This is a genomic window from Psychroflexus sp. MES1-P1E (genome assembly GCF_002836055.1).
Classification (GTDB): domain Bacteria; phylum Bacteroidota; class Bacteroidia; order Flavobacteriales; family Flavobacteriaceae; genus Psychroflexus.
This window is the reverse complement of the sequence record NZ_PJBS01000317.1, coordinates 1-22,563: the sequence shown is the minus strand read 5'-3', so window position 1 is coordinate 22,563 and position 22,563 is coordinate 1. Positions and strand designations below refer to the sequence as shown.

The window sequence follows — 22,563 nt, the reverse complement described above, 5'->3', positions numbered from 1 at the left end:
AACAAAACTATAAATACTGGTAATTTAGCGTGGCATAGGAATTGAACTTATATGATAAGAAAGATAATTTCTATTGGGAATCAGTCTTTTCCAAAGAAATCAATATAAAAAAAAGAAGACGAGTCAGTTGTAACTGACATTTTGACAAAAAAATAATTATGGCGAAATCAGGACTATTTAATTTAGATAATTTATCATCCCAGAACATAGACGAGGATGCTGAGCTTATACCCCTAATGACCTCTGAAGACGAAGAAGAAATAAATCGGGAGGATCTTCCCGATGATTTACCAATACTTCCTCTTAAGAATACAGTGTTGTTTCCAGGGGTTGTAATTCCGATCACGGCTGGGAGAGATAAATCTATTAAGTTGATTAACGATGCAAATAACGGAAACAAAACTATTGGTGTTGTAGCACAAACCAATGATGATGAAGAGCACCCTTCCTATGCAGATATTCATAAAGTAGGAGTGGTGGCTAGAATCCTAAGGGTTTTAAAAATGCCAGATGGAAATACAACGGTCATTATTCAAGGAAAAAAACGCTTTAAAATTACAGAACTGGTTAGTGATCAACCGTATTTAAAATGTAAAGTTGAAGAATTTGAAGAGCTTAAACCAGAGTCTGATGACAACGAGTTCGAAACTATTATAGACTCCGTAAAAGACCTTTCTTTAAGAATTATAAAGGATAGTCCAAATATTCCGTCAGAGGCTTCCTTTGCTATCAAGAATATTGAGAGTTCTTCATTTCTAATCAATTTTGTTTCTTCCAATATGAACGTAGATGTTGAGGATAAACAAAAACTTTTGGAAACCAGTGACCTAAAAGAAAGAGCGCTTTCCACTTTGAAATATATGAATCTGGAGTTTCAAAAACTCGAGCTAAAGAATGACATACAGTCAAAGGTGCAAAATGACATGAGTCAGCAGCAGCGTGAATACTTCCTTCATCAACAGATGAAAACCATCCAAGAAGAATTGGGAGGGGTTTCTTCCGAAGGAGAAGTAGATGACATGCGCGAACGAGCTAAAGCAAAAGAATGGAAAGAAACTGTTGAAACCCATTTCAATAAAGAATTGGGTAAATTACAAAAAATGAACCCCCAAGTGGCCGAATATTCCATTCAGCGAAACTATTTAGATTTATTTTTGGATCTTCCTTGGGATCACTACAGTGACGATATTTTTGATTTAAAACGAGCTCAAAAAGTTTTGGACAGAGATCACTATGGATTAGAAGATGTTAAAAGAAGAATTATAGAATACCTTGCTGTCCTGAAATTAAGAAAAGACATGAAATCACCAATTCTCTGTCTTTATGGTCCTCCTGGTGTAGGAAAAACATCTTTGGGTAAGTCTATTGCAGAAGCCTTGGGTAGAAAATATGCTAGAGTTTCTCTTGGTGGGTTAAGAGATGAAGCAGAAGTACGCGGACATCGAAAAACTTATATCGGAGCAATGCCAGGTAGAATTATACAGAGTCTTAAAAAAGCGGGTACCGGTAATCCTGTTTTCGTTTTAGATGAAATCGATAAAATAGGGAATAGTCACCAAGGTGATCCTTCGTCTGCATTGCTAGAAGTACTAGATCCAGAACAAAATAATGATTTTCATGATAACTTTTTGGAAGTCGGTTACGATTTATCTAAAGTTATGTTCGTAGCAACGGCGAATAATCTTGCAACAATTCATCCTGCTTTAAGGGATAGAATGGAGATCATTAACGTTAGTGGATATACAGTAGAGGAAAAAATTGAAATTGCTAAGCGTCATTTAGTACCTAAACAGATTTCTGAACATGGAATTAAGAAAGAAGATATCAAGCTAGGAAAACAACAGCTTGAAAAAATAATAGAAGGATACACAAGGGAATCGGGTGTTAGAAACCTTGAAAAACAGGTTGCTAAAGTAATTAGAAATATCGCTAAGAATATTGCGATGGAAGAAGACTATGACGTTAAAGTCTCTGATGGAGCTGTTGAAAAAATATTAGGACCTTCTCACCCAAGAAATTCTTACGAAAATAATGATGTCGCCGGTGTTGTCACTGGTTTAGCTTGGACTAGTGTAGGTGGTGAAATCTTATTTATTGAATCCATTTTATCTAAAGGAAAAGGAAACCTTAGCATTACAGGTAATTTGGGTAAAGTGATGAAGGAGTCGGCTACTATTGCCATGGAATACATTAAATCCAATGCTGAAAAATTTGATTTGAATACAGATATTTTCACCAATTATAATGTTCATATCCACGTTCCTGAAGGGGCAACTCCAAAAGATGGTCCTAGTGCTGGTGTAACGATGTTAACTTCCTTAGTCTCTTTATTTACTCAGCGTAAAATCAAAAAGAATTTAGCCATGACAGGAGAAATTACCTTAAGAGGTAAGATACTTCCTGTTGGTGGTATAAAAGAGAAAATTCTTGCTGCTAAGCGAGCCAAAATTAAAGAGATTATCTTATGCGAAGATAATCGTAAGGATATTGAGGAAATCAAAGAAGATTATCTCAAGGGACTTAAGATTAATTATGTCAGTGAGATGCATGAGGTTTTAGACTTAGCTCTCCTTAAGCAAAAGGTAAAAGACGCTAAAATTTTATAGTTTACTCAAGCTTTAATTTTAAAAACCAGATGATTAAATCATCTGGTTTTTTTATGGTTGATTCATTTCAAAATAAATTACATTGCAATACGTTTCAATACTGAGCAGTATAGACTTTAATGAAATTCAAATTACTTTTTTTATTATTTATTTGCAGTGTAACTTGGTTTGCTAAGGCACAAATTGGTGGGCAAAATACCTATCAATTTTTAAACTTGCCTGTTTCACCAAAAGTTTCAGCTCTTGGTGGGAAAAATATCACTTCCTATTCATTTGACCCTTCAGATGCAATGGCAAATCCAGCCTTAATCAATTTTGATATGCACAACCAAATGTCAGTGAATTACATGAACTATTTTGCAGATGTCAACTACGGAACTGCTTCTTATGCTTATGATATTGGAAGAAGAACCCAAATTATTCAAGCTGGAGTGACTTTCATTGATTACGGGAGTTTTGAAGGATTTGATGAAGCTGGTAATTCAACATCAAAATTTGGTGGGTCTGAAGCTGCACTATCCGTAGGATATTCTAGGCGAATTGGCAGGTCTGATTATTATGTAGGGGTGAATCTTAAACTCATTTCCTCTAGTTTAGAACAATATTCTTCCTTTGCAGGAGCTGCAGATGTTGGGGTAAGTTATATTTATCCAGAATGGGATTTAATTATTTCTGGTGTGGTGAGGAATTTTGGAACTCAATTTAAAGCCTTTAACGATGTAAGAGAATCAATGCCCTTTGAAGTTGTTCTAGGAATTTCCCAAAAACTAAAAAAAGCACCAATCCGATGGCACGTTACTTTAGAAAACTTACAACAATGGAATCTTTCATTCCGAAACACGGCAAGAGATATTGAGGATTTAACTGGAAACGTAACGACAGACGATCCTAGTTTTATTAATAACGCACTTAGACATACTATACTTGGTGCAGAACTATTTCCCGATGGAGGATTTAGCATTCAGTTGGGATATAATTTTAGAAGGGGTGAAGAATTAAGAATACAAGATCAAAGAGCGTTTTCTGGACTTACAGGAGGAGTGAGTATTAAACTTAATAAATTAAGATTTAGCTATTCTTACGCAAGATTCAATAGAGCTGCAAGTTCAAGTTTTTTTGGATTGAATATAAATCTTCAATAATCAATCATCATCTCTTATAAAATCAGAAACAAAATAACTTATAGCCTTTCCTATGGTTTTATCTTTTGAAGCATCTGCTTCACATATGTGAAAATAATGAACTTGCTCTTTTTTGACGAGTTTAATAAACGTTCTAATGTCTCTAATGCTAAATCCAGAGGGTGTTTCTGCGCTAGAATTCATTCCGCCAATAGCATCGCAATCCAACTCGAAACCAAACGTTCTATTTAAAAAATCGACTCCGTTTTTTAGCCTGACGCATTTATCCAGTGTAGTAAGGTGCATGCCATCTTCGTATAGAAAATAGTTGAAAACTTTTTCGTGATCTATAAGGTCAAATATTTCTTGTGACGTATAGTTCTTATGCAACCCAAATACATGGTATTTGTTTAAATAGTTTTCATCAAAGGCATACCTAAAGCCGTTGCCACTATGCCTGTAATCTGGCATTCTTAAATCGGTATGGGCATCGATATTTAAAACATTTATTGATTTATCTAGAGCAGTGGAAGTCCCTTTTATAATGCCATAGCAGTTATTATGACCACCTCCAATTATGATAGGAGTTTTGCCCGACTCTACGATAGCTTTTACTACTGCAGTTACCACACAGTCTATTTTGGTAACAATATCTCCTAATTGATTTTCATAATTTTCAGATTTGGGATTTAAAGATTCTGCTTCTTCATAAAAACTATCGCAATTGATTTGGCCAAGGAGAACAAGGTTATCTGGACGATTGAATTTATTATTTTGAATATTTAATAAGGAAGATAAAACATGTTGAAATGTTTTTGAAGTTCCTGGTTTCCCAAAATTAGCTACAACTCCAATATCCTCTGGTATTCCAAATAAAACATATCCGGCACCGCATCCACCTAGCTGATCTAGTTCTGAAAGGGTTTTAACACCTTCACCAAACTTTGTTTCGTTTTCTCTAGGTATAATAAACTTAGAAATATCTGAGGTATTAAAAAAAGTAAAATTTTCCATAGATTAAGAAATAAGTTGTCCAGAAATCCAAACGCTTTCAATACAGTTAGAACCAAACGCGTAAGGAAGTGTACGATAAGATGGAATTTTTTTGGTGATGATAAAACTAGCTAATTTTCCTCGCGTAATACTCCCTACTTTATCTTGTAAGTCTAAGGCAAAAGAAGCATTAAATGTGGCTGCATTTATAGCTTCTTCTGGAGTGAGTTTCATTTTAATACAAGCTAAAGCGACAATAAAATTCATATTTCCTGAGGGTGAACTTCCTGGGTTAAAATCGGAAGCCAAAACTAAAGGTAGATTATTATCGATGATTTGTCTACCCGGAGTATAAGGGATTTGCAAAAAGAAAGAGCATCCTGGTAAAGCTACAGGGATTGTATTTCCTTTTTTTAAGGCTAAAACATCATCTTCAGTTAATTCTTCCAAGTGATCTACAGTAAGTGCACCAAGCTCTGAGGCTAATTTCACTCCTCCAAAGCTATTAAATTGATTGACGTGTATTTTAACTTTTAAGTTATGTTTTTGACCTGCTTTTATCAATCGTTCTGCATCCTCTAAATCAAAATAGCCTTTTTCACAAAAAACGTCAATGTAGTCGGCTAAACCTTGTTTAGCAATTCTGGGCAATATAGTGTCAATAACCATGTCTACATAAGTCCCTTTTTGATCTTTGTATTCTTTAGGAACGGCATGTGCGGCAAGAAATGTTGCTTTAATTGGAAGTGTATAATTATCTTTTAAGGCTTTGATAACCTTCAACATTTTCAACTCAGCATCTGAGGTAAGTCCGTATCCAGATTTTATCTCAACAGCACCAGTCCCTAGCTGCATGATTTCCTTAAGTCTCACTTCTGTTTCAGCATATAATTTTTCAAAACTAGTCGCTTGTAACTTTTTTGCAGAATTGAGAATTCCTCCACCTTTCTGAGCGATATCTTCATAAGATAAGCCATCGATCCTATCTGCAAATTCGTCTTCTCTATGTCCCGAATAGACTAAGTGAGTATGAGAATCTACCCAAGTAGGCAAAATAAACTTACCGCTACAATCTATGACTTCAGCCGTAATTGTATCAGGAGCAGAACTCATAGATCCGAAATCGATAATTTTATCTTCTTTTATATGCAAAAATGCCATGTCTATCTTGGGGAGATTCGACATACTTCCTCCCTTCAAAATTTTGCCTCCAGGTTCTCTTACTTGTAAAAGAGATTTGATATTTATAAATAAATGTTCCATAGTTGGTAAATATATAAAAAAGTGTTAATCCTGAAATTAAACTGCTCTCAATTTAAAGTTACGGGTAAACCCATTAAATTTGAAAAAAAAAAGAAAATGCAAAAAGGCTTAAATACAATTTGTGTTCATAGTGGTGATGTAAAAGACACCATTTATAAAGGAGCTGTTTCTCCACTATATATGTCTACAGCTTATGCTTATGAAGGTCTAGAAACTTCTATCTATCCTAGATATTTTAATAGTCCCAACCAATATTATTTGGCGAAAAAAATAGCTGAATTGGAGCATGCTGAGTCAGCCCTTATATTTGGAAGTGGAATGGCAGCCATAACTACAGCTATGTTGAGTGTATTGGAATCTGGAGATCACGTTATCCTTCAAAATCAGATTTATGGGGGAACTCGTAATTTCATTATTGAAGAATGTCATCGCTATGGAATAAGTTTCGATTTCATCGATGTGAATAATTGGACACTTTTGGAGTCTACTGTAAAACCTGAGACTAAACTACTTTACATAGAAACTCCCTCAAATCCCTTATTGGAAATAACAGACCTTAAATTAGTATCTAAATTTGCAAAGGAAAAAGGTATCTTAACAATGGCCGATAATACGTTCGCCAGTCCTATTAATCAAAGACCAATCGATCTTGGAATTGACATCGTTATACACAGTGCCACAAAATATCTTGGGGGGCATAGTGATATTACGGCTGGCGCTGTAGCATCTACAGAAGCTATTATGAATAAAGTATTTTCTAAAGCAAAGAATTTTGGAGGAAGTCTCGCGGACCAAACCGTTTGGTTACTTGAGCGAAGTATGAAAACACTTAACCTAAGAGTTAAACAGCAAACCCAAAATGCCATGGATATGGCAGAGTTTCTTGAGACTTCTAGTTTTGTAGATAAAGTCTATTACCCAGGTTTAGAATCAAATCCTCATCACCAATTAGCTAAAGACCAAATGTTGGGTTTTGGAGGAATGCTATCTTTCGAATTAAATGAAAAGCGTGATACTGTCAAATTCTTTGACTCTTTAAAAATGATTAAAAACGTTTTGAGCTTAGGAGGAGTAGAGAGTACGGTTTTATCTCCAGAAAAAACATCTCATTCTTTGTTGACTGCTGAAGAACGTCATGCTCAAGGCATTAAATCTAATCTTATACGTTTTTCTGTAGGTATTGAAGATACTGAAGATCTAAAGCAAGATTTGCTAATGGCTTTTTCTTCAGATCATTAGAGAAGGTTATAGCTATAAACTAAACTTATCTAGCTATAAGAATAGATTTTAAAACTTCCATGTTTAAATCTAACTTATGTTATATTTTTGTAATGAAGTTAATAACAAACAAAATTAAACAATATGTCTATAGTAGGAAAAAAATTTCCAGATTTAAAAGTTAATGCCATTGATGAAATGGGGGATACTTTTGAAATTAATATTTTAGAGAAAGCAAAAAAAGAAAATAAAAAAATAGTGCTTTTCTGGTATCCTAAAGATTTTACTTATGTGTGCCCAACAGAATTGCATGCCTTCCAAGACGCTTTACCAGAATTTGAGAAAAAGAATACTATAGTAATAGGAGCATCTTGTGATACTGCAGAAGTTCATTTTGCTTGGTTAAATACTCCTAAAGATGATGGAGGTATTGAAGGTGTTACATACCCGATTATTTCGGATTCTAATAGAAACTTAAGTTCTAGATTAGGTATATTAGACATTACTAATGAAAGATATGACGATGAGGATGGACATCTTACAGTAGATGGAGATAATGTTACTTATAGAGCAACATACCTAATCGACGAAGAAGGATTGGTATTTCACGAAGGTGTAAATTTCTTTCCAGTAGGGCGTAACGTCAATGAATTTTTAAGAATGATTGATGCGTATACTCACGTACAGAAACATGGAGAAGTTTGTCCTGCAAACTGGGAAGAAGGTAAAGAAAGCATGAAAGCAGATAGAAAAGGAGTTTCTTCTTATTTATCAAGTAATTAAAATAATTTTGGCTAGGCCTAACCAGGTCTAGCCTAACTTAAAATCATAAATTATGTTTCTAGAATTAGATCAAGATAATTTGGCGGATTCTCTAAAAAATAACGACACAGTTGTTGTACAATATTCAGCAACATGGTGTGGGAATTGTAGATTGATGAAGCCAAAATTTAAAAAATTAGCGAAAGAGAATGAAGGTATTCAATTCATTATTGTAGATGCAGAAAAATTCCCTGAATCTAGAAAATTGGCGACTGTGGATAACTTACCAACTTTTGCGACGTTTAAAAATGGAGAATTTAAAAATCAAGTTCAAACTAATAAATTTGAATCTTTAAAAGAATTAGTAGATGAAGTTACCAGTAATTAAACATTTTCAGAAGAACAACGATGCTCAGAAATTAGAGCATACTATTGAGGTTTTAGAATCTTTTTGTGAACATAGATCTGTTACAGACGAAGAAATGGACATTATAGGCGAAATCATAACAAATATCGCTGGAGCCATAGAAATGGATAAAATGGTTAAAGAGGGCATGTCAGAAAAAGACGCAGGCAATACTTTTGCAAAACGAGTTTTGGGTTCTATAGACAAATAGATTTTATCTTAATCCTAAAATAAAAAAAGAAACTGATATTCAGTTTCTTTTTTTATTTGTACCTATTTTAGATCCATGAAATCAATTAGATTAGTCAATCAATGTTTAGCAAGAAAATAATAGTTGAACGCCTAAAATCTCTTGTCTTCGCTTCTAAAGGATTGTGGATATTGGTTTTAAAAGAAGACAGTTTTAAATACCAACTTTTAAGTTGTCTTTTAGCTTTTTTAGCTGGTTTTTATTTTGAAATTACTAAAGCTGAATGGTTAGCTCAATTGGGTGTTATGGCTCTGATTCTAGGTCTTGAAGGACTAAATACAGCGATAGAAGAGTTAGCAAATTTTGTCCAGCCTAATCAGGATGAGGCTATAGCAAAAGTGAAAGATCTTGCGGCAGGGGCAGTCTTGATTGCAGGTCTATTTGCATTGGTTATGGGTTTGGTGATTTATATTCCTTATTTTGTCGCACTATTTTGATTAGTTTAAGCGTTTAATATTTGTATTTTTGTCTCCTGCGATATTATCTTTATGACCAAAACTAAACGTCCTATTAAGTCCAAGACTAAACAAACTAAACCTAAGGTTAAATTCAAGGTTTCAAAGCGTACCAAAATTATTTTTGGGAGTTTTTTGATGCTCTTTGCAATAGGATTATTCATCTCTTTTGTTTCTTATTTCTTCAATTGGCAAGCAGATCAATCCTTAATGGCTAATGTCTTAGATAGAAGCGAATCTTCTGATAATTGGCTCAATAAGTTTGGAGCTTATATCAGTCATTCATTTATTTACAAAGGCTTTGGTATATCTATCATGAGTCTTCCTGTCATGCTCTTTTTTACCGGGATGTACTTATTTCTGAATCTAAAATTATTTAAACTGAGAACTTTATGGTTTTGGGGGGCATATGTTATTCTATGGTTTTCACTTCTTTTGGGCTTTTTCGCTTCTTCTAACCCTATTTTAGGAGGAGTAGTTGGCTTTGAACTGAACGATTTTCTTCAAGATTATATCGGTAAACTCGGAGTTACGCTTATTTTGATTTTTACGCTAATCATTTATTTGGTTTCTAGATTACACCTCACTCCAGATGCTTTATCAAAATCGTATTCAAAGCAAAAGAAACAAGTTAAAGATGAGGTTTCTGAAGTGGAGTTCCAACGTAAACCTACTTCAGAAGATATCAACAAAGAGGTTGAAATTGCCATTCATAAAAATAATCAAGACTCTACAAAAGAGCTTAACGTTGATAAAGATGTAGAAATTGAAAACTCTTACAGCGAGAAAATTCAAAAGGAGTCCAAAGAAGAAAAAGAGGAAAGTGTTACAAAACCTGAAGAACAAGACGATGTTGAGATGGAAGTAGAAACCACTGAAGATGAGGGGGAAACTGACCAACTTAGTCGAAAACTTGTTGAAGATTTTGGTGAATTTGATCCTACTTTAGAGCTTGCAAACTATCGGTTTCCCAGTATAGAGTTGCTCAAGGATTACAATTCTGGTCGAGGCATTACTATCGATCAAAAAGAATTGGAACAGAATAAAAATAATATTGTAGATACGCTTAAGAATTATAAAATTGAAATTGCTCATATAAAAGCTACCGTTGGTCCTACAGTTACTTTATATGAGATTGTTCCAGAAGCTGGTATCCGAATCTCAAAAATTAAAAATCTTGAAGACGACATTGCTTTGTCACTTTCTGCTCTTGGGATACGGATTATAGCTCCAATCCCAGGACGTGGAACCATAGGAATAGAAGTTCCAAATCAAAACCCATCGGTTGTGCCTATGCGTTCTGTTGTTGCCTCCAATAAATTTCAAAATGCAGAGATGGAGTTACCAATTGCTATGGGTAAAACCATCTCCAATGAAACCTACACAGTAGATCTTGCTAAAATGCCACACTTGCTTATGGCCGGAGCTACAGGCCAAGGTAAGTCGGTTGGTTTAAATGTAATCTTGACGTCACTTTTATATCAAAAACATCCTGCTGAGGTGAAATTTATTTTAGTAGATCCCAAGAAAGTAGAATTAACTCTTTTCAATAAAATTGAAAGGCATTATTTAGCTAAGCTTCCTGATACTGAAGAGGCTATTATTACAGATAACACAAAAGTAATTGACACTTTAAATTCATTATGCATCGAAATGGACAACCGATATAATCTCCTTAAAGATGCGTTGGTGAGAAACATCAAAGAGTACAATACAAAATTTAAGGCTAGAAAATTAAATCCAGAAAATGGACATAAATTCCTTCCTTATATTGTGTTGGTCGTCGATGAATTTGCAGATTTAATAATGACTGCTGGTAAAGAAGTAGAAACGCCAATCGCAAGATTAGCCCAATTGGCAAGAGCGATAGGGATACACTTAATTATCGCCACCCAAAGGCCTTCTGTGAATGTTATTACAGGAATGATAAAAGCTAACTTTCCAGCCAGAATGGCGTTTAGAGTTACGTCTAAAATCGATTCAAGGACAATTTTAGATGCTGGAGGTGCAGATCAGCTTATAGGTAGAGGAGATATGTTGTTTACCCAAGGTAATGATTTAATTAGATTGCAGTGCGCTTTTGTAGATACCCCTGAGGTAGAGCGAATTACAGACTTTATTGGCTCACAAAAAGCCTATCCTGATGCTTATCTATTACCCGAGTATTCTGGCGAGGACTCTGGCATAGGTGTTGATAATGATATCGAAGATAGAGACAAGCTATTTAAAGACGCTGCAGAAGTTATTATTAATGCACAGCAAGGTTCAGCATCCCTTTTACAAAGAAAATTAAAACTTGGTTATAACAGAGCTGGAAGAATTATTGATCAATTGGAAGCTGCAGGGATTGTAGGTCCTTTTGAAGGAAGTAAAGCCAGACAAGTTTTGGTTCCAGATTTTATAGCCCTAGAAGAATTACTTAAAAACGAACGAAATTCATAATCTATGAAAAAAATTGCACTATCAACTTTTATTATATTTACTTTTTTCTTAAGTCATAGCACAGTAGCCCAAGATGATCCTGAAGCTAAAAAGCTTGTAAAAGAGGTTCTTAATAAAGTAGAATCTTACGATAATCTAGTTATCGACTTTAGTTATACTTTAGAAAACCAAGAGCAGAATCTTAAACAAGAAACCAGAGGAGATGTAAGTATAAAAGGGGACAAGTATGTTTTGAACTTGATGGGAACAACTCAAATTTTTGATGGAAAGAAAATATATACCATTGTTCCAGAAGACGAAGAAGTGACTATTTCTTTATACGATGAAATGGATACAGAACAAATCACTCCCTCTAAAATGTTGACTTTTTACAAAGAAGGATACCGTTTCAAAATGGATATTATCCAAGATGTAAAAGGAAGAAAGATTCAATATGTGGAATTGATTCCTATGGATTCAAAAAATGAAATGAAGCAAATCCTTTTAGGAATAGATCGACAAACCAAGCATATTTTTAACCTAATCCAGGTTCAGCCTGGGGATACGAAAATTGAGATCCGAGTGACTAAGTTTAAAACTAACGAACCACTTTCAGCAAATCATTTTCAATTCCAAAGATCAAAATATGCAGATTATTATATCAATGAACTAGATTAAAAATTAAGTATTGAAAATTTTAGACCGCTATATTCTAGTTTCTTTTGTAAAAACATTTTTATCTGTTTTTACAATTTTGATGCTTATTTTTATTCTTCAATCGGTTTGGAGGTTTATCGAGGAATTTGCTGGTAAAGACATCGACTTGGAAATCATTTCGAGGTTTTTACTCTTCCTGCTTCCCAACCTTATTCCCATGGTTCTCCCGCTAACCATTTTGCTAACCTCCATTATGACTTTTGGGAGTTTTGCAGAGCAATATGAATTTGCAGCGATGAAGTCTGCTGGTATTTCTCTTCAAAGAGCTATGCGAAGCCTAATTGTATTTATTCTGCTTCTAGGGGCAGTCACTTTTTATTTTGCGAATACAGTTATTCCCTATGCTGAAGGCAAGGTGTTGAACATGCGTAGAAATATTGCTCAAGTAAAACCGTCTTTGGCTATTATAGAGGGAGCATTTAATGATATGGGAAATATCAATATAAAAGTGAATAAAAAAAGTGGTCCTGACGGTCGTAACCTTGACGATGTCATTATTCATAAAAAATCAGATAACAGAGTTGGAAATTACACAGTGATAAAGGCAGATCATGGTGTATTGGAATCTGCAGAAACTTCCAGTGTTTTATCTTTAGTCTTATACGATGGAAACTATTACGATGAAGTCCTTACAAAAACTTACCAGCAAAAGCTAAAGGCCCCCTTTGTGAAAAGTGCCTTTGATAAATATATTTTGAACATAGATTTATCAGGTTTCAATGATGTAGATCTTGATGATGAGAGCTTGAAACATCCCTACAAGATGCTGAATACAAGTGAGCTAAGAATTCAGTTGGATTCTTTTTCAATTGATTATGTAAAAGGTATAGAACGCCTCAATAGATTAATACACCAAAGGAGTGGTCTCCAAAGAACTTTAAACTCTGCTGCTGAACTTGATAGTTCTAGCCAAAGAAAGATCAACCAAACTAGTGCAGACCAAACAGGCAGAGATTCTATTTTAAGTGCAGACCCAGAAAAAGATAGCCAATACAATGTTTATAGAGATTTCTCCATAGATAGTTTGTTCTGGGAATATCCTTACAGACAGAGATCTCAAATTTTTAATGTCGCTACAAACTCTGTAAATAGTATTACACCTCAGATTATTTCCAAAAAAAATCAGTTTAAACAAAAAGAAATTCTCTTGAATAAGATTGAAATGGCTATGCATAGTAAATATGCTTTGCCTTTTGCTTGCATTATTCTATTCTTTGTAGGAGCTCCATTAGGGGCTATTATAAGAAAGGGAGGACTCGGATTACCAATGGTTATTGCTGTTATAGTGTTTTTGACCTACCATTTTATAGGATTGTTTGCAGGAAATAGTGCAGAAGGAGGAAGTTTATCTCCATTTCTGGGGTCTTGGTTATCTACCATTATTCTTTTTCCTTTGAGTATTTATTTAACTTACAGAGCAACAACTGATCAAGGATTTGTGAATCTAGATTTTATAGCTGTTCCTTTAGATAAGTTGGTTAAAAATATAAAATTAAAAGTTTTTAATATTAGAAAAAAATAAAAATGAAACAGAGTAAAATAAGATTGGATTCTATACAGGAAGCCATAGATGATGTAAGAGCAGGAAAAATCATCATAGTTGTGGATGATGAAGATAGAGAAAACGAGGGCGACTTTTTGGCAGCGGCAGAAAAGGTAACTCCAGAGATAATAAATTTTATGGCAAAGTATGGAAGAGGTCTTATTTGCTCACCTTTAACTGAAGGACGTTGTAAAAAATTAAGTCTCACCACTATGGTCAGTAATAATACCGATCCTATGGAAACAGCATTTACAGTTTCTGTAGACCTTAGAGGTAAGGGGGTGACTACAGGTATTTCTGCCTCAGATCGGTCTGAAACCATACAAGCCTTATGCGACGATGAGACAAGACCACAAGATTTAAATAGGCCTGGACATATTTTTCCACTCATAGCAAAAGAAGGTGGTGTTTTACGAAGAACTGGACATACAGAAGCCTCTATAGATTTTGCTAGACTTGCTGGTTTAAAACCTGCTGGGGTTATTTGTGAAATCATGAATGAAGATGGAAGTATGGCTAGACTTCCAGAATTAGTTGACGTCGCGAAAGAACACGGTCTAAAATTAGTTTCTATAGAGGACTTAGTAGCCTACAGAATGCAGCACGATTCTCTTATTGAAAAGTCTGAGGATTTTGAATTGAATACAAGATTTGGTCAATTTAGATTAAGAGCTTATCACCAAACTACAAACGATCAAGTTCATTTGGCCTTGACTAAAGGAACTTGGAAGATTGATGAGCCAGTTCTAGTAAGAATGAATTCAACCTTAGTAAATAGTGATATTTTAGGAACACTTACCAACAATTCTGATCAAAAGCTTGACAGTATGTTCAAGCAATTGAATGTGGAAGGCAAAGGAGCTATAGTTTTTATAAACCAAGATATACAAGGGTTTAATTTAATATCTAGGTTAAAGGCTCTTAAATTAAATCAAAGTGAAGGTGATATTGCTAAAGCACCTAGAGTAGTTATGGATGAAAAAGACTTTGGTATTGGAGCTCAAATTTTACACGATGTTGGGGTTCATAAAATCAAATTGATGTCCAACACAAAACATAAAAAAAGAGTGGGGATGATAGGGTATGGCCTTGAAATCATTGATTATGTAAATTACTAACTTACAACAATTTAGCATTTAAATGTCGTATAGATTCAGTTTGTTTTTCACTTATTAATCGCCATAAAATAGAACTGCAACTATTGCTATGTTTATATTTTTTTTTCAACCATGTAAAAGATAATTCAAATTTTTAATACAACATTTAAAAAACAAATTAGTACTATCTCATAAATAAAGAATTCCCTTTTCTCACTAAAGGGAATTCTTTATTTAAACCCTTTTCAGCACTCTTAAATATAACCTCATTTAAAACGATTAGCCTTATGGGCCACGTATTTTCTTAAACTTCTTTTTTATAGCTTAATGGATTATCAATTATTTTTGATTTTTAGAGTAAAAATGAATATAGTCATACTGCTTATTATACTTTAATTCTCTTTGTCTATTACTAGAGCCAAAGAATTGTCTAGTCTGGTTATTTAGTGCTAATACCTGTTAGTAATTAGTGGTCAAAAGTTTCAAGGTCTTTCGAGGACTATCTTGAATAGTTATTTAATTAGAATCTTTTAATACTTGATGGATTTCCCAACAAGTCACATTATTATCGGCATCATCAATTCTTATCCGTTTGTCAATAGTATTTGAATTTTCATACCTTAATTTAAAGAATTCTCTTTTATTTCATATGCCTTTTCAGCCATATCAAGCAGCATATCAAGCAGCATATCAAGCAGCATATCAAAGATGACAACCCTCTTATCTGCACCTTTGTTTCATATTTTCTGAGCTATTGTGTGAACGTAGATTTTGCCAGTATGCCATACTTATGACATGCATCTAAACGACTAAGTTGACCAGATTCATTCTCTTCGACTACTTGTACCAAATTAAATTTATAATGTCGTATAAATAAATTGAATTATTTTTTGACTAATTGAAGTTAAAAATAATTGGCATAGCCTTAGTTACGGTAATTATTTTTAGTAAAAAGCAGTCGAAAAAGAAATGATTTATTGCGACATTATAGGTTTAAATTGGTATTAAAGCTTAAATGAAAGCAAGTAATCGCTTGACATACTCACTTTTACTAATGTTTGCATTACACTAAAATTTTAGTGTATCGTTATGTTAGGACGGGACAGGTATAATAAAAAAAAGCCCACTGGAAAGTGGGCTTTTTTACTAATTGAATTAGTTGTTTAGACTGCATATTTGTTATCTTCTACAATTTTATCAGCAATAATATTTCTAAGTTCAACGATATTTGGGTAGTTTTCATACTTTGTAAAACGTTTTAATCCCATAAGCATCATTTTTTGCTCATCACTTTCAGCAAAGGAGATAATAGCTTCTTTAGCTTTTTCATTGATTTTATCAACAGCTTTATAAAGTCTTAATTTAGCTATAGCGATTTGAACCTTTTGAGAATCTTCACCATAACGCATTGCGTTCTTTTCTACTCTTAATATAGCTGATTCTGCCATATACGTTTCAATTAAGATATCGGCAGAAGCCAATAAGATCTGTTGATGTTGGTCTAATTCCTCACCATACTTTTGAGCGGCACTTCCAGCAACCATTAAAAAAACTTTTTTCAATCTTTTAAGCATGGCTTTTTCTTCAGCAAGAAGCTGAGTATAATCTGGAGTTTCAAAGGATGGAATTCCAGTTAATTCATCAGCCACAGCTTTTGCTGGTCCTAATAAATCTACATGTCCTTTCATTGCTTTTTTTATGAGCATACCCACAGAAAGCATTCTGTTGATCTCATTGGTACCTTCATATATTCTTGCTATCCTCGCATCCCTCCAAGCCGATTCCATAGGAGCGTCTGCAGAGAATCCCATACCTCCATAAATTTGAATACCTTCATCTGTACATCTTTGAATGTCTTCAGAAACAGCAACTTTAAGGATAGAACATTCTATAGCAAACTCCTCAACACCTTTTAGCTCGGCTTCTTGATGTGAGATCCCACTTTCCTTTCTTAGGTTAATTCTGTCCTCAATATTTTTTGAAGCTCTGTAGCTTGCAGCTTCATCTGCATAGATATACATAGCCATTTCAGCTAATTTTGAACGAATAGCACCAAATTTTGAAATAGGGGTGTTGAACTGCACCCTTAAGTTGGCATATTCTACTGCTGCAGTTAAAACTCTACGTTGAGCATCTAAGCATGCAGCTGCAAGTTTAATTCTACCAACGTTAAGTGAGTTCATGGCGATTTTGAAACCACCGTTACGTTCACCTAATAGGTTCTCTGCTGGTACTTTAGCCTCATTGAAAAAGACTTGGCGAGTAGAAGAGGAGTGGATTCCCAACTTTTTCTCTTCATCACCCATGGAAATTCCATTTTCTAAATCTTTTTCTACAATAAATCCAGTGATATTTTTATCATCTTCAATTCTAGCAAAAACAATAAATAAATCACAGAAGCCTGCATTAGAAATCCACATCTTTTGACCTGTAATCTTATAATGTGAACCATCTTCCGATAAGACAGCTTTAGTTTTTCCTGAATTAGCATCAGATCCTGCTCCTGGTTCAGTCAAACAATAAGCTCCAAACCACTCACCAGTGGCTAATCTTGGAACATACTTTTTCTTCTGCCCTTCAGTTCCATATAAAGTAATAGGTAAGGTTCCAATTCCTGTATGAGCACCAAATGCTGTAGCAACTGAACCTGTGGCACCTGAAATATAATCACAGACCAGCATCGTTGATACAAAATCCATTCCTAGACCGTCATATTCTTCGGGAACTGAGACGCCAAGAAATCCAAGCTCTCCAGCTTTTCTCATGATTTCTTTCGTCAAATTGTAATTCTTCTTCTCGAATTCTTCCTTTTTAGGCCATATTTCTCTATCAACAAATTCCTTTACAGAATCTCTCATCATCTTTTGCTCATCAGAAAAATCTTCTGGAGTGAAGACATCTTCAGCTTTTGTCTCTTTCACGATGAATTGACCACCACGGATCATATCATCAATTTTTTCTTTTGTTTCCATTTTTTATTTTTTTTTTAATTTCAAGTAATCAGTATCAATTTATTTAGGTGACTTAGAAATGATAAATGTGTATATCATATTCTAAATTCATTATTTTATTTCAATGACTTCATTTTGATTTTCAATTTAAAAAGGTCTTGGATTAAAACGAATTGAGTTTCTAATTCAAGACACAAGCTTCGACTGATATTCAAAAAATTACACAATCTTTATCAGTATGTCTTTCAGCATATTCCCCACTTTTTGAAATTAAAGACACTAAAGACTGTTTTACTTAATTTGTCATGCCATATTTATCTTCGTTAGGTAAGTGATCTGAAAATTTAAAAACAGCTTTTGTTAATTTGATGGTTTCTTGCAAAACTTTTAAATTTTTGTAATCATGTATAATCTAGTTTTTACTGACTACTCATTACTTATTGCTAAAAAACTTCATAAATTCCAGCAGCACCTTGTCCTGTCCCTATACACATGGATACCATAGAATATTTATTTTTTAAATTTCTTTTTTTCATTTCATCAAAAATTTGTACAGATAATTTAGCTCCTGTGCAACCTAATGGATGCCCTAAAGCTATTGCACCACCATTAACATTGAGAATATCTTTATTGATACCCAATTCCCTGATGACAGCTAAAGATTGGGACGCAAAAGCTTCGTTAAGTTCTATAAGCTCCATATCTTCCAATTTTAAACCGGCTTGTTTCAAAGCTTTTGGTATAGCTTTTACAGGACCTATTCCCATGATCCTTGGTTCAACACCAACAGTGGCGTAACTCACCATTCTAGCGACGGGTTCAAGGTTTAATTCTTTAACCATGTCTTCGCTCATTACCATAACAAAAGCTGCACCATCACTCATTTGAGAAGAATTCCCAGCGGTAACACTTCCTCCTTCCTCAAACACAGGTCTCAATCTGTTTAGAACCTCTTCAGAAGTATCTGCTCTTGGACCCTGATCTTGATCTACAGTGTATGTTTTAGTTTGTTTTTTCTCATTAGAATCTACAAAGATGTTTTCAACTTCTATAGGTACGATCTGATCTTTAAAGCGGTTATCTTGTTGAGCTTTTATCGCTTTTTGATGGGATTGGTAAGCAAATTCATTTTGATCTTTTGCGTTAATTTTATATTTTTCTGCAACAGCTTCTGCTGTTAATCCCATTCCCCAATAGTAACTTTCATTTCCAGCTTTAGCCGTTTCATAATTGGGTACTGGTTTATAACCTCCCATAGGGAGATAACTCATGCTTTCTGCACCACCTGCTATAATACAATCTGCCATCCCACTTTGTATCTTGGCTGATGCCATAGCTATAGTTTCAATTCCAGAGGCACAATATCGATTGACAGTTACTCCAGGTACTTCCTCAGTTTTTAAACCCATAAGAGAAACTAATCTCCCCATATTTAGGCCTTGCTCTGCTTCTGGCATAGCATTACCAACCATGACATCATCTATTCTAGACTTATCAAATTCGGGTAATTGCTTCATCATATATTCTATGGTTTCAGCGGCTAGGTCATCTGGTCTTTTAAAGCGGAACACTCCTTTAGGAGCTTTACCTACTGCAGTTCTATATCCTTTTACTATATATGCTGTTTTCATTTTCCTATCCCTAACCCTTTCCGAAGGAAAGGGAATTTTAGTGGGTATTTTTTTAGTTAATATTTAAAACTTAATCTCTTCAGGTCTTCCCTTTGAGAAGATTTAGATGGTTTTTAGTTTCTCAAGGGTTTACCCTTTTTAATCATATGTTGTAAACGCTCTAAGGTTTTCCTCTCGCCGCATAGCGATAAGAAAGCTTCACGTTCTAGATCTAAAAGATACTGCTCAGAAACATAATTAGCTTCAGAGAGATCTCCTCCAGACATGACGTAAGCTAATTTTTTTGCGATTTTGTGATCATGCTCACTGATATATTTTCCAGCTTTCATTTGGTCTGTTCCAACCAAGAAGGCTCCTAGTGCTTGTCTACCAAGAACTTTAATATCATTGGTTTTGACTGGTTGAGTATATCCATTTTGAGCCATGAGTTTTGCTTGTTCCTTAGCGACAGCCAATTGGCGATCTCTACTTACAACAACTATATCTTTTCCTTTTTCAAGAATATTTAGATCATAAGCTTCGTGTGCAGATTTGGCAACTTTAGCCATTCCTATGGTCAAGAAATTTTCACGAAGTCTATTCAATTCTACATCATCTTTCTGAAAAGTCATAGCAGCTCTTCGGGTCATTTCTTTAGAACCTCCACCGCCAGGAATTACTCCTACGCCAAATTCAACTAATCCAATATAAGTTTCAGCGTGAGCGACAACCTTATCTGCGTGCATGGATAATTCACATCCACCTCCAAGTGCCATTTGATGTGGAGCTGCTACTGTTGGTATAGAAGAATAGCGCATCCTCATCATTGTGTCTTGAAAATATTTAATGGCTGCATTTAACTCTTCATACTCTTGTTCTACAGCAAGCATGAAAATCATTCCTATGTTTGCTCCAACTGAGAAATTATCACCGGTATTCGAAATAACAACTCCATCATATTCTTTCTCTGCGATATCCATAGCAGCGTTTATACCATTAAGCACATCACCACCTATAGAGTTCATTTTACTTCGGAATTCAATGTTTAGAATTCCATCACCAAGATCTTGAGCAACTAAATCTTTATTACTGAAAACCTCATGACTTTCTCTAATATTATCAAGGATGATAAAAGCATCCTGACCAGGTATCTTTTGATGAGATTTTTGATCTACATCATAAAAATAAGTTTTACCTGATTTAATACTATAAAATGATTTTTGATTTGACTCTGAAAGGTGATGTATCCAATCAGCAACCTCAAAGCCCTCATCCTTCATCAACTGAATTCCTTTGTCTAAGCCAATAGCATCCCAGATATGAAAAGGACCATGCTGCCAGCCAAATCCAGCCTTCATAGCATCGTCTATTTTATATAAGGTATCCGTGATTTCCGGAATTCTATTTTGAACATAAGCGAATAAGGCGGCGAAATTTTTTCTATAAAACTCCCCAGCTTTGTCCTTACCCTCAATTAAGACGGGGAATCTGTCTACAACAGCATCAATCGATTTCGTCTTTTCTAAAGTATCAAACTTGGCAGATTTTCTATCTCTATACTCTAAGGTTTCCAAGTCCAAAGATTTAATATCACTAGAGCCATCACCATTTTTTACTTTTTTATAGAAACCCTGACCTGTTTTGCTACCCAACCATTTATGCTCCATCATTTTTTCGATGAAACTTGGTAGTTTAAATAAGTCATGCCGCTCATCTTTAGGAACGTTATCATATAAGCCATTAGCAACATGAACCAATGTGTCTAAGCCAACAACATCTACAGTTCTAAACGTCGCGGATTTAGGCCTTCCTATAACTGGTCCAGTAAGTTTATCGACCTCTTCAATTGTCATATCCATATCTTTCACCATATGAAATAGACTCATAATACTAAAAATACCAACTCGATTACCAATAAATGCAGGAGTGTCCTTGGTAACAACTGTTCTTTTTCCAAGAAACTTTTCACCATACTCATTTAAAAATTCCAACACTTCCTTTGAAGTATCTGGTCCCGGAATGATTTCAAGTAACTTGAGGTATCTTGGTGGATTAAAAAAGTGAGTACCACAGAAGTGTTTTTTAAAATCGTCACTTCTACCTTTAGTCATAAACTTTATAGGAATACCTGATGTGTTGGAAGAAATTAAAGTGCCGGGTGTTCTATGTTTTTCAAGGTTTTCAAAAACTTGTTGTTTGATGTCTAGTCTTTCAACAACAACTTCAATTATCCAATCTGCATCTTTAACTTTTGAAATATTGTCTTCCAGGTTACCAGTTTTAATTCTCTTTGCAAAATCTTTATGGTAGATAGGGGAGGGGTTAGACTTAAGTGACGTTTGCAGGGCATCATTCACAATCCTATTTCTAATACTTGGATCTTTTAAAGTTTTACCTTGTTTTTCTTCCTTCTCAGTGAGTTCGCGAGGAACAATGTCCATTAGAAGGACTTCAACACCAATGTTTGCGAAATGGCAAGCTATACCACTACCCATAATGCCTGAACCAATCACTGCGACTTTTTTGATTCTTCTTTTCATGTACGTTTTTAAATTTATGATTGTTTATTATTGATGAAAATCATTTTTTCTGAAATGAGTTCATTGATTTTATCAGTCACCTTTATAAAGGTGTTTAAATCTTCTTCTGAAATATTGTCCTTTATGGCTTCATTAAATGAAAGGACTACATACTTTGAAAATCCCCTCATCTCTTCTCCAAATTCTGTGAGATGTATTAGAACACTCCTGCCATCGTTTGGATTTCTTTCTCTTGTAATCAATCCTTTTGTTTCCATAGTTTTCAGTGTTCTAGACAAACTGGTAGATTCAACTCCCATTTTAGGTCCTAAAGCAGTTGATGGAGTACCACTGTCAGGATCTATACTTAATAAAGCAAAACCTGTAGCCATGCTACTCCCTTTTTTATTGGCTTCTTCATTATACATTTTAGTGACAGCTATCCAAGTTGACCTTAATATGTAATCAATCGTTTTTTCTTTCATAATTAATTATAGATATCAAATATAGATAAATATATTATGCACGCATAGTATATTTATTAATTTCTATGAACTTTTTAATTAAGGAATAACTTTTCTTTTGTCATAACATAAAGGGAAAGAGTCCTTTACCTGCGGATAAAATTTTA

17 protein-coding genes are annotated in these 22,563 nt (G+C 34.4%); 11 read left to right on the top strand and 6 right to left on the bottom strand.

Annotated elements, in window-relative coordinates; all coding sequences use genetic code 11:
• Positions 1 to 158 precede the first annotated feature (158 nt).
• Together lon and porQ are read left to right on the top strand one after the other, a co-directional pair.
• Entirely contained in the window at positions 159 to 2,606 is a 2,448-nt protein-coding gene (lon, locus tag CXF67_RS13285; RefSeq protein ID WP_102089184.1) for an endopeptidase La, read from the top strand.
• 119 nt (positions 2,607 to 2,725) lie between these two features.
• Complete coding sequence (gene porQ / locus CXF67_RS13280; RefSeq protein WP_102089183.1) at positions 2,726 to 3,748, top strand: type IX secretion system protein PorQ; 1,023 nt, start codon at positions 2,726 to 2,728, stop codon at positions 3,746 to 3,748.
• Here the strand turns inward: porQ and CXF67_RS13275 are convergent, their stop codons facing one another.
• The gene (locus CXF67_RS13275; protein ID WP_102089182.1) at positions 3,749 to 4,741 is read right to left on the bottom strand and encodes a formimidoylglutamase; all 993 of its coding nucleotides are present in this window, start codon (positions 4,739 to 4,741) and stop codon (positions 3,749 to 3,751) included.
• Positions 4,742 to 4,744: 3 nt separating this feature from the next.
• Positions 4,745 to 5,983 carry an imidazolonepropionase gene (gene hutI, locus CXF67_RS13270; protein ID WP_102089181.1) on the bottom strand — a complete coding sequence of 413 codons (1,239 nt, stop codon included), beginning with the start codon at positions 5,981 to 5,983 and terminating at the stop codon, positions 4,745 to 4,747.
• A gap of 96 nt (positions 5,984 to 6,079) precedes the next feature.
• Here hutI and CXF67_RS13265 point away from each other — a divergent pair, with 96 nt between their 5' ends.
• The 9 genes from CXF67_RS13265 (at position 6,080) to ribB (ending at position 14,873) form a co-directional block, all read left to right on the top strand.
• Positions 6,080 to 7,222 (top strand): trans-sulfuration enzyme family protein, encoded by a 1,143-nt coding sequence (locus tag CXF67_RS13265; RefSeq protein WP_102089180.1) that lies wholly within the window; start codon positions 6,080 to 6,082, stop codon positions 7,220 to 7,222.
• A 123-nt stretch (positions 7,223 to 7,345) separates the two neighbouring features.
• Positions 7,346 to 7,984, top strand: coding sequence for a peroxiredoxin (locus CXF67_RS13260; protein WP_015025755.1), 639 nt, complete (start codon positions 7,346 to 7,348; stop codon positions 7,982 to 7,984).
• A gap of 52 nt (positions 7,985 to 8,036) precedes the next feature.
• The gene (locus tag CXF67_RS13255; RefSeq protein ID WP_015025756.1) at positions 8,037 to 8,351 is read left to right on the top strand and encodes a thioredoxin family protein; all 315 of its coding nucleotides are present in this window, start codon (positions 8,037 to 8,039) and stop codon (positions 8,349 to 8,351) included.
• Positions 8,332 to 8,580: a DUF6952 family protein gene (locus tag CXF67_RS13250; RefSeq protein WP_102089179.1), complete on the top strand. Its 249-nt coding sequence runs from the start codon at positions 8,332 to 8,334 to the stop codon at positions 8,578 to 8,580. Before CXF67_RS13255 ends, CXF67_RS13250 begins: the two co-directional genes overlap by 20 nt.
• A gap of 101 nt (positions 8,581 to 8,681) precedes the next feature.
• Positions 8,682 to 9,056 carry a diacylglycerol kinase family protein gene (locus tag CXF67_RS13245; RefSeq protein WP_102089178.1) on the top strand — a complete coding sequence of 125 codons (375 nt, stop codon included), beginning with the start codon at positions 8,682 to 8,684 and terminating at the stop codon, positions 9,054 to 9,056.
• Positions 9,057 to 9,107: 51 nt separating this feature from the next.
• Positions 9,108 to 11,516 (top strand): DNA translocase FtsK, encoded by a 2,409-nt coding sequence (locus tag CXF67_RS13240; RefSeq protein ID WP_102089177.1) that lies wholly within the window; start codon positions 9,108 to 9,110, stop codon positions 11,514 to 11,516.
• Positions 11,517 to 11,519: 3 nt separating this feature from the next.
• Positions 11,520 to 12,173 (top strand): outer membrane lipoprotein periplasmic chaperone LolA1, encoded by a 654-nt coding sequence (locus CXF67_RS13235; RefSeq protein WP_102089176.1) that lies wholly within the window; start codon positions 11,520 to 11,522, stop codon positions 12,171 to 12,173.
• A gap of 10 nt (positions 12,174 to 12,183) precedes the next feature.
• Entirely contained in the window at positions 12,184 to 13,734 is a 1,551-nt protein-coding gene (locus CXF67_RS13230) for an LptF/LptG family permease (RefSeq protein ID WP_102089175.1), read from the top strand.
• A 2-nt stretch (positions 13,735 to 13,736) separates the two neighbouring features.
• Positions 13,737 to 14,873, top strand: a complete 1,137-nt coding sequence (ribB, locus tag CXF67_RS13225; RefSeq protein ID WP_102089174.1) for a 3,4-dihydroxy-2-butanone-4-phosphate synthase — start codon at positions 13,737 to 13,739, stop codon at positions 14,871 to 14,873.
• Positions 14,874 to 16,015: 1,142 nt separating this feature from the next.
• Here ribB and CXF67_RS13220 read toward each other — a convergent pair.
• The 4 genes from CXF67_RS13220 to CXF67_RS13205 all read right to left on the bottom strand — a co-directional run bounded on the left by CXF67_RS13220 (position 16,016) and on the right by CXF67_RS13205 (position 22,417).
• Positions 16,016 to 17,824 (bottom strand): acyl-CoA dehydrogenase family protein, encoded by a 1,809-nt coding sequence (locus tag CXF67_RS13220; protein ID WP_102089173.1) that lies wholly within the window; start codon positions 17,822 to 17,824, stop codon positions 16,016 to 16,018.
• Between the two features lie 422 nt (positions 17,825 to 18,246).
• Positions 18,247 to 19,434: an acetyl-CoA C-acyltransferase gene (locus CXF67_RS13215; protein ID WP_102089172.1), complete on the bottom strand. Its 1,188-nt coding sequence runs from the start codon at positions 19,432 to 19,434 to the stop codon at positions 18,247 to 18,249.
• Positions 19,435 to 19,547: 113 nt separating this feature from the next.
• On the bottom strand, positions 19,548 to 21,953 hold the full coding sequence (locus tag CXF67_RS13210) for a 3-hydroxyacyl-CoA dehydrogenase/enoyl-CoA hydratase family protein (protein WP_102089171.1): 2,406 nt from the start codon (positions 21,951 to 21,953) through the stop codon (positions 19,548 to 19,550).
• A 14-nt stretch (positions 21,954 to 21,967) separates the two neighbouring features.
• Complete coding sequence (locus CXF67_RS13205) at positions 21,968 to 22,417, bottom strand: MarR family winged helix-turn-helix transcriptional regulator (RefSeq protein WP_102089170.1); 450 nt, start codon at positions 22,415 to 22,417, stop codon at positions 21,968 to 21,970.
• Positions 22,418 to 22,563 lie beyond the last annotated feature (146 nt).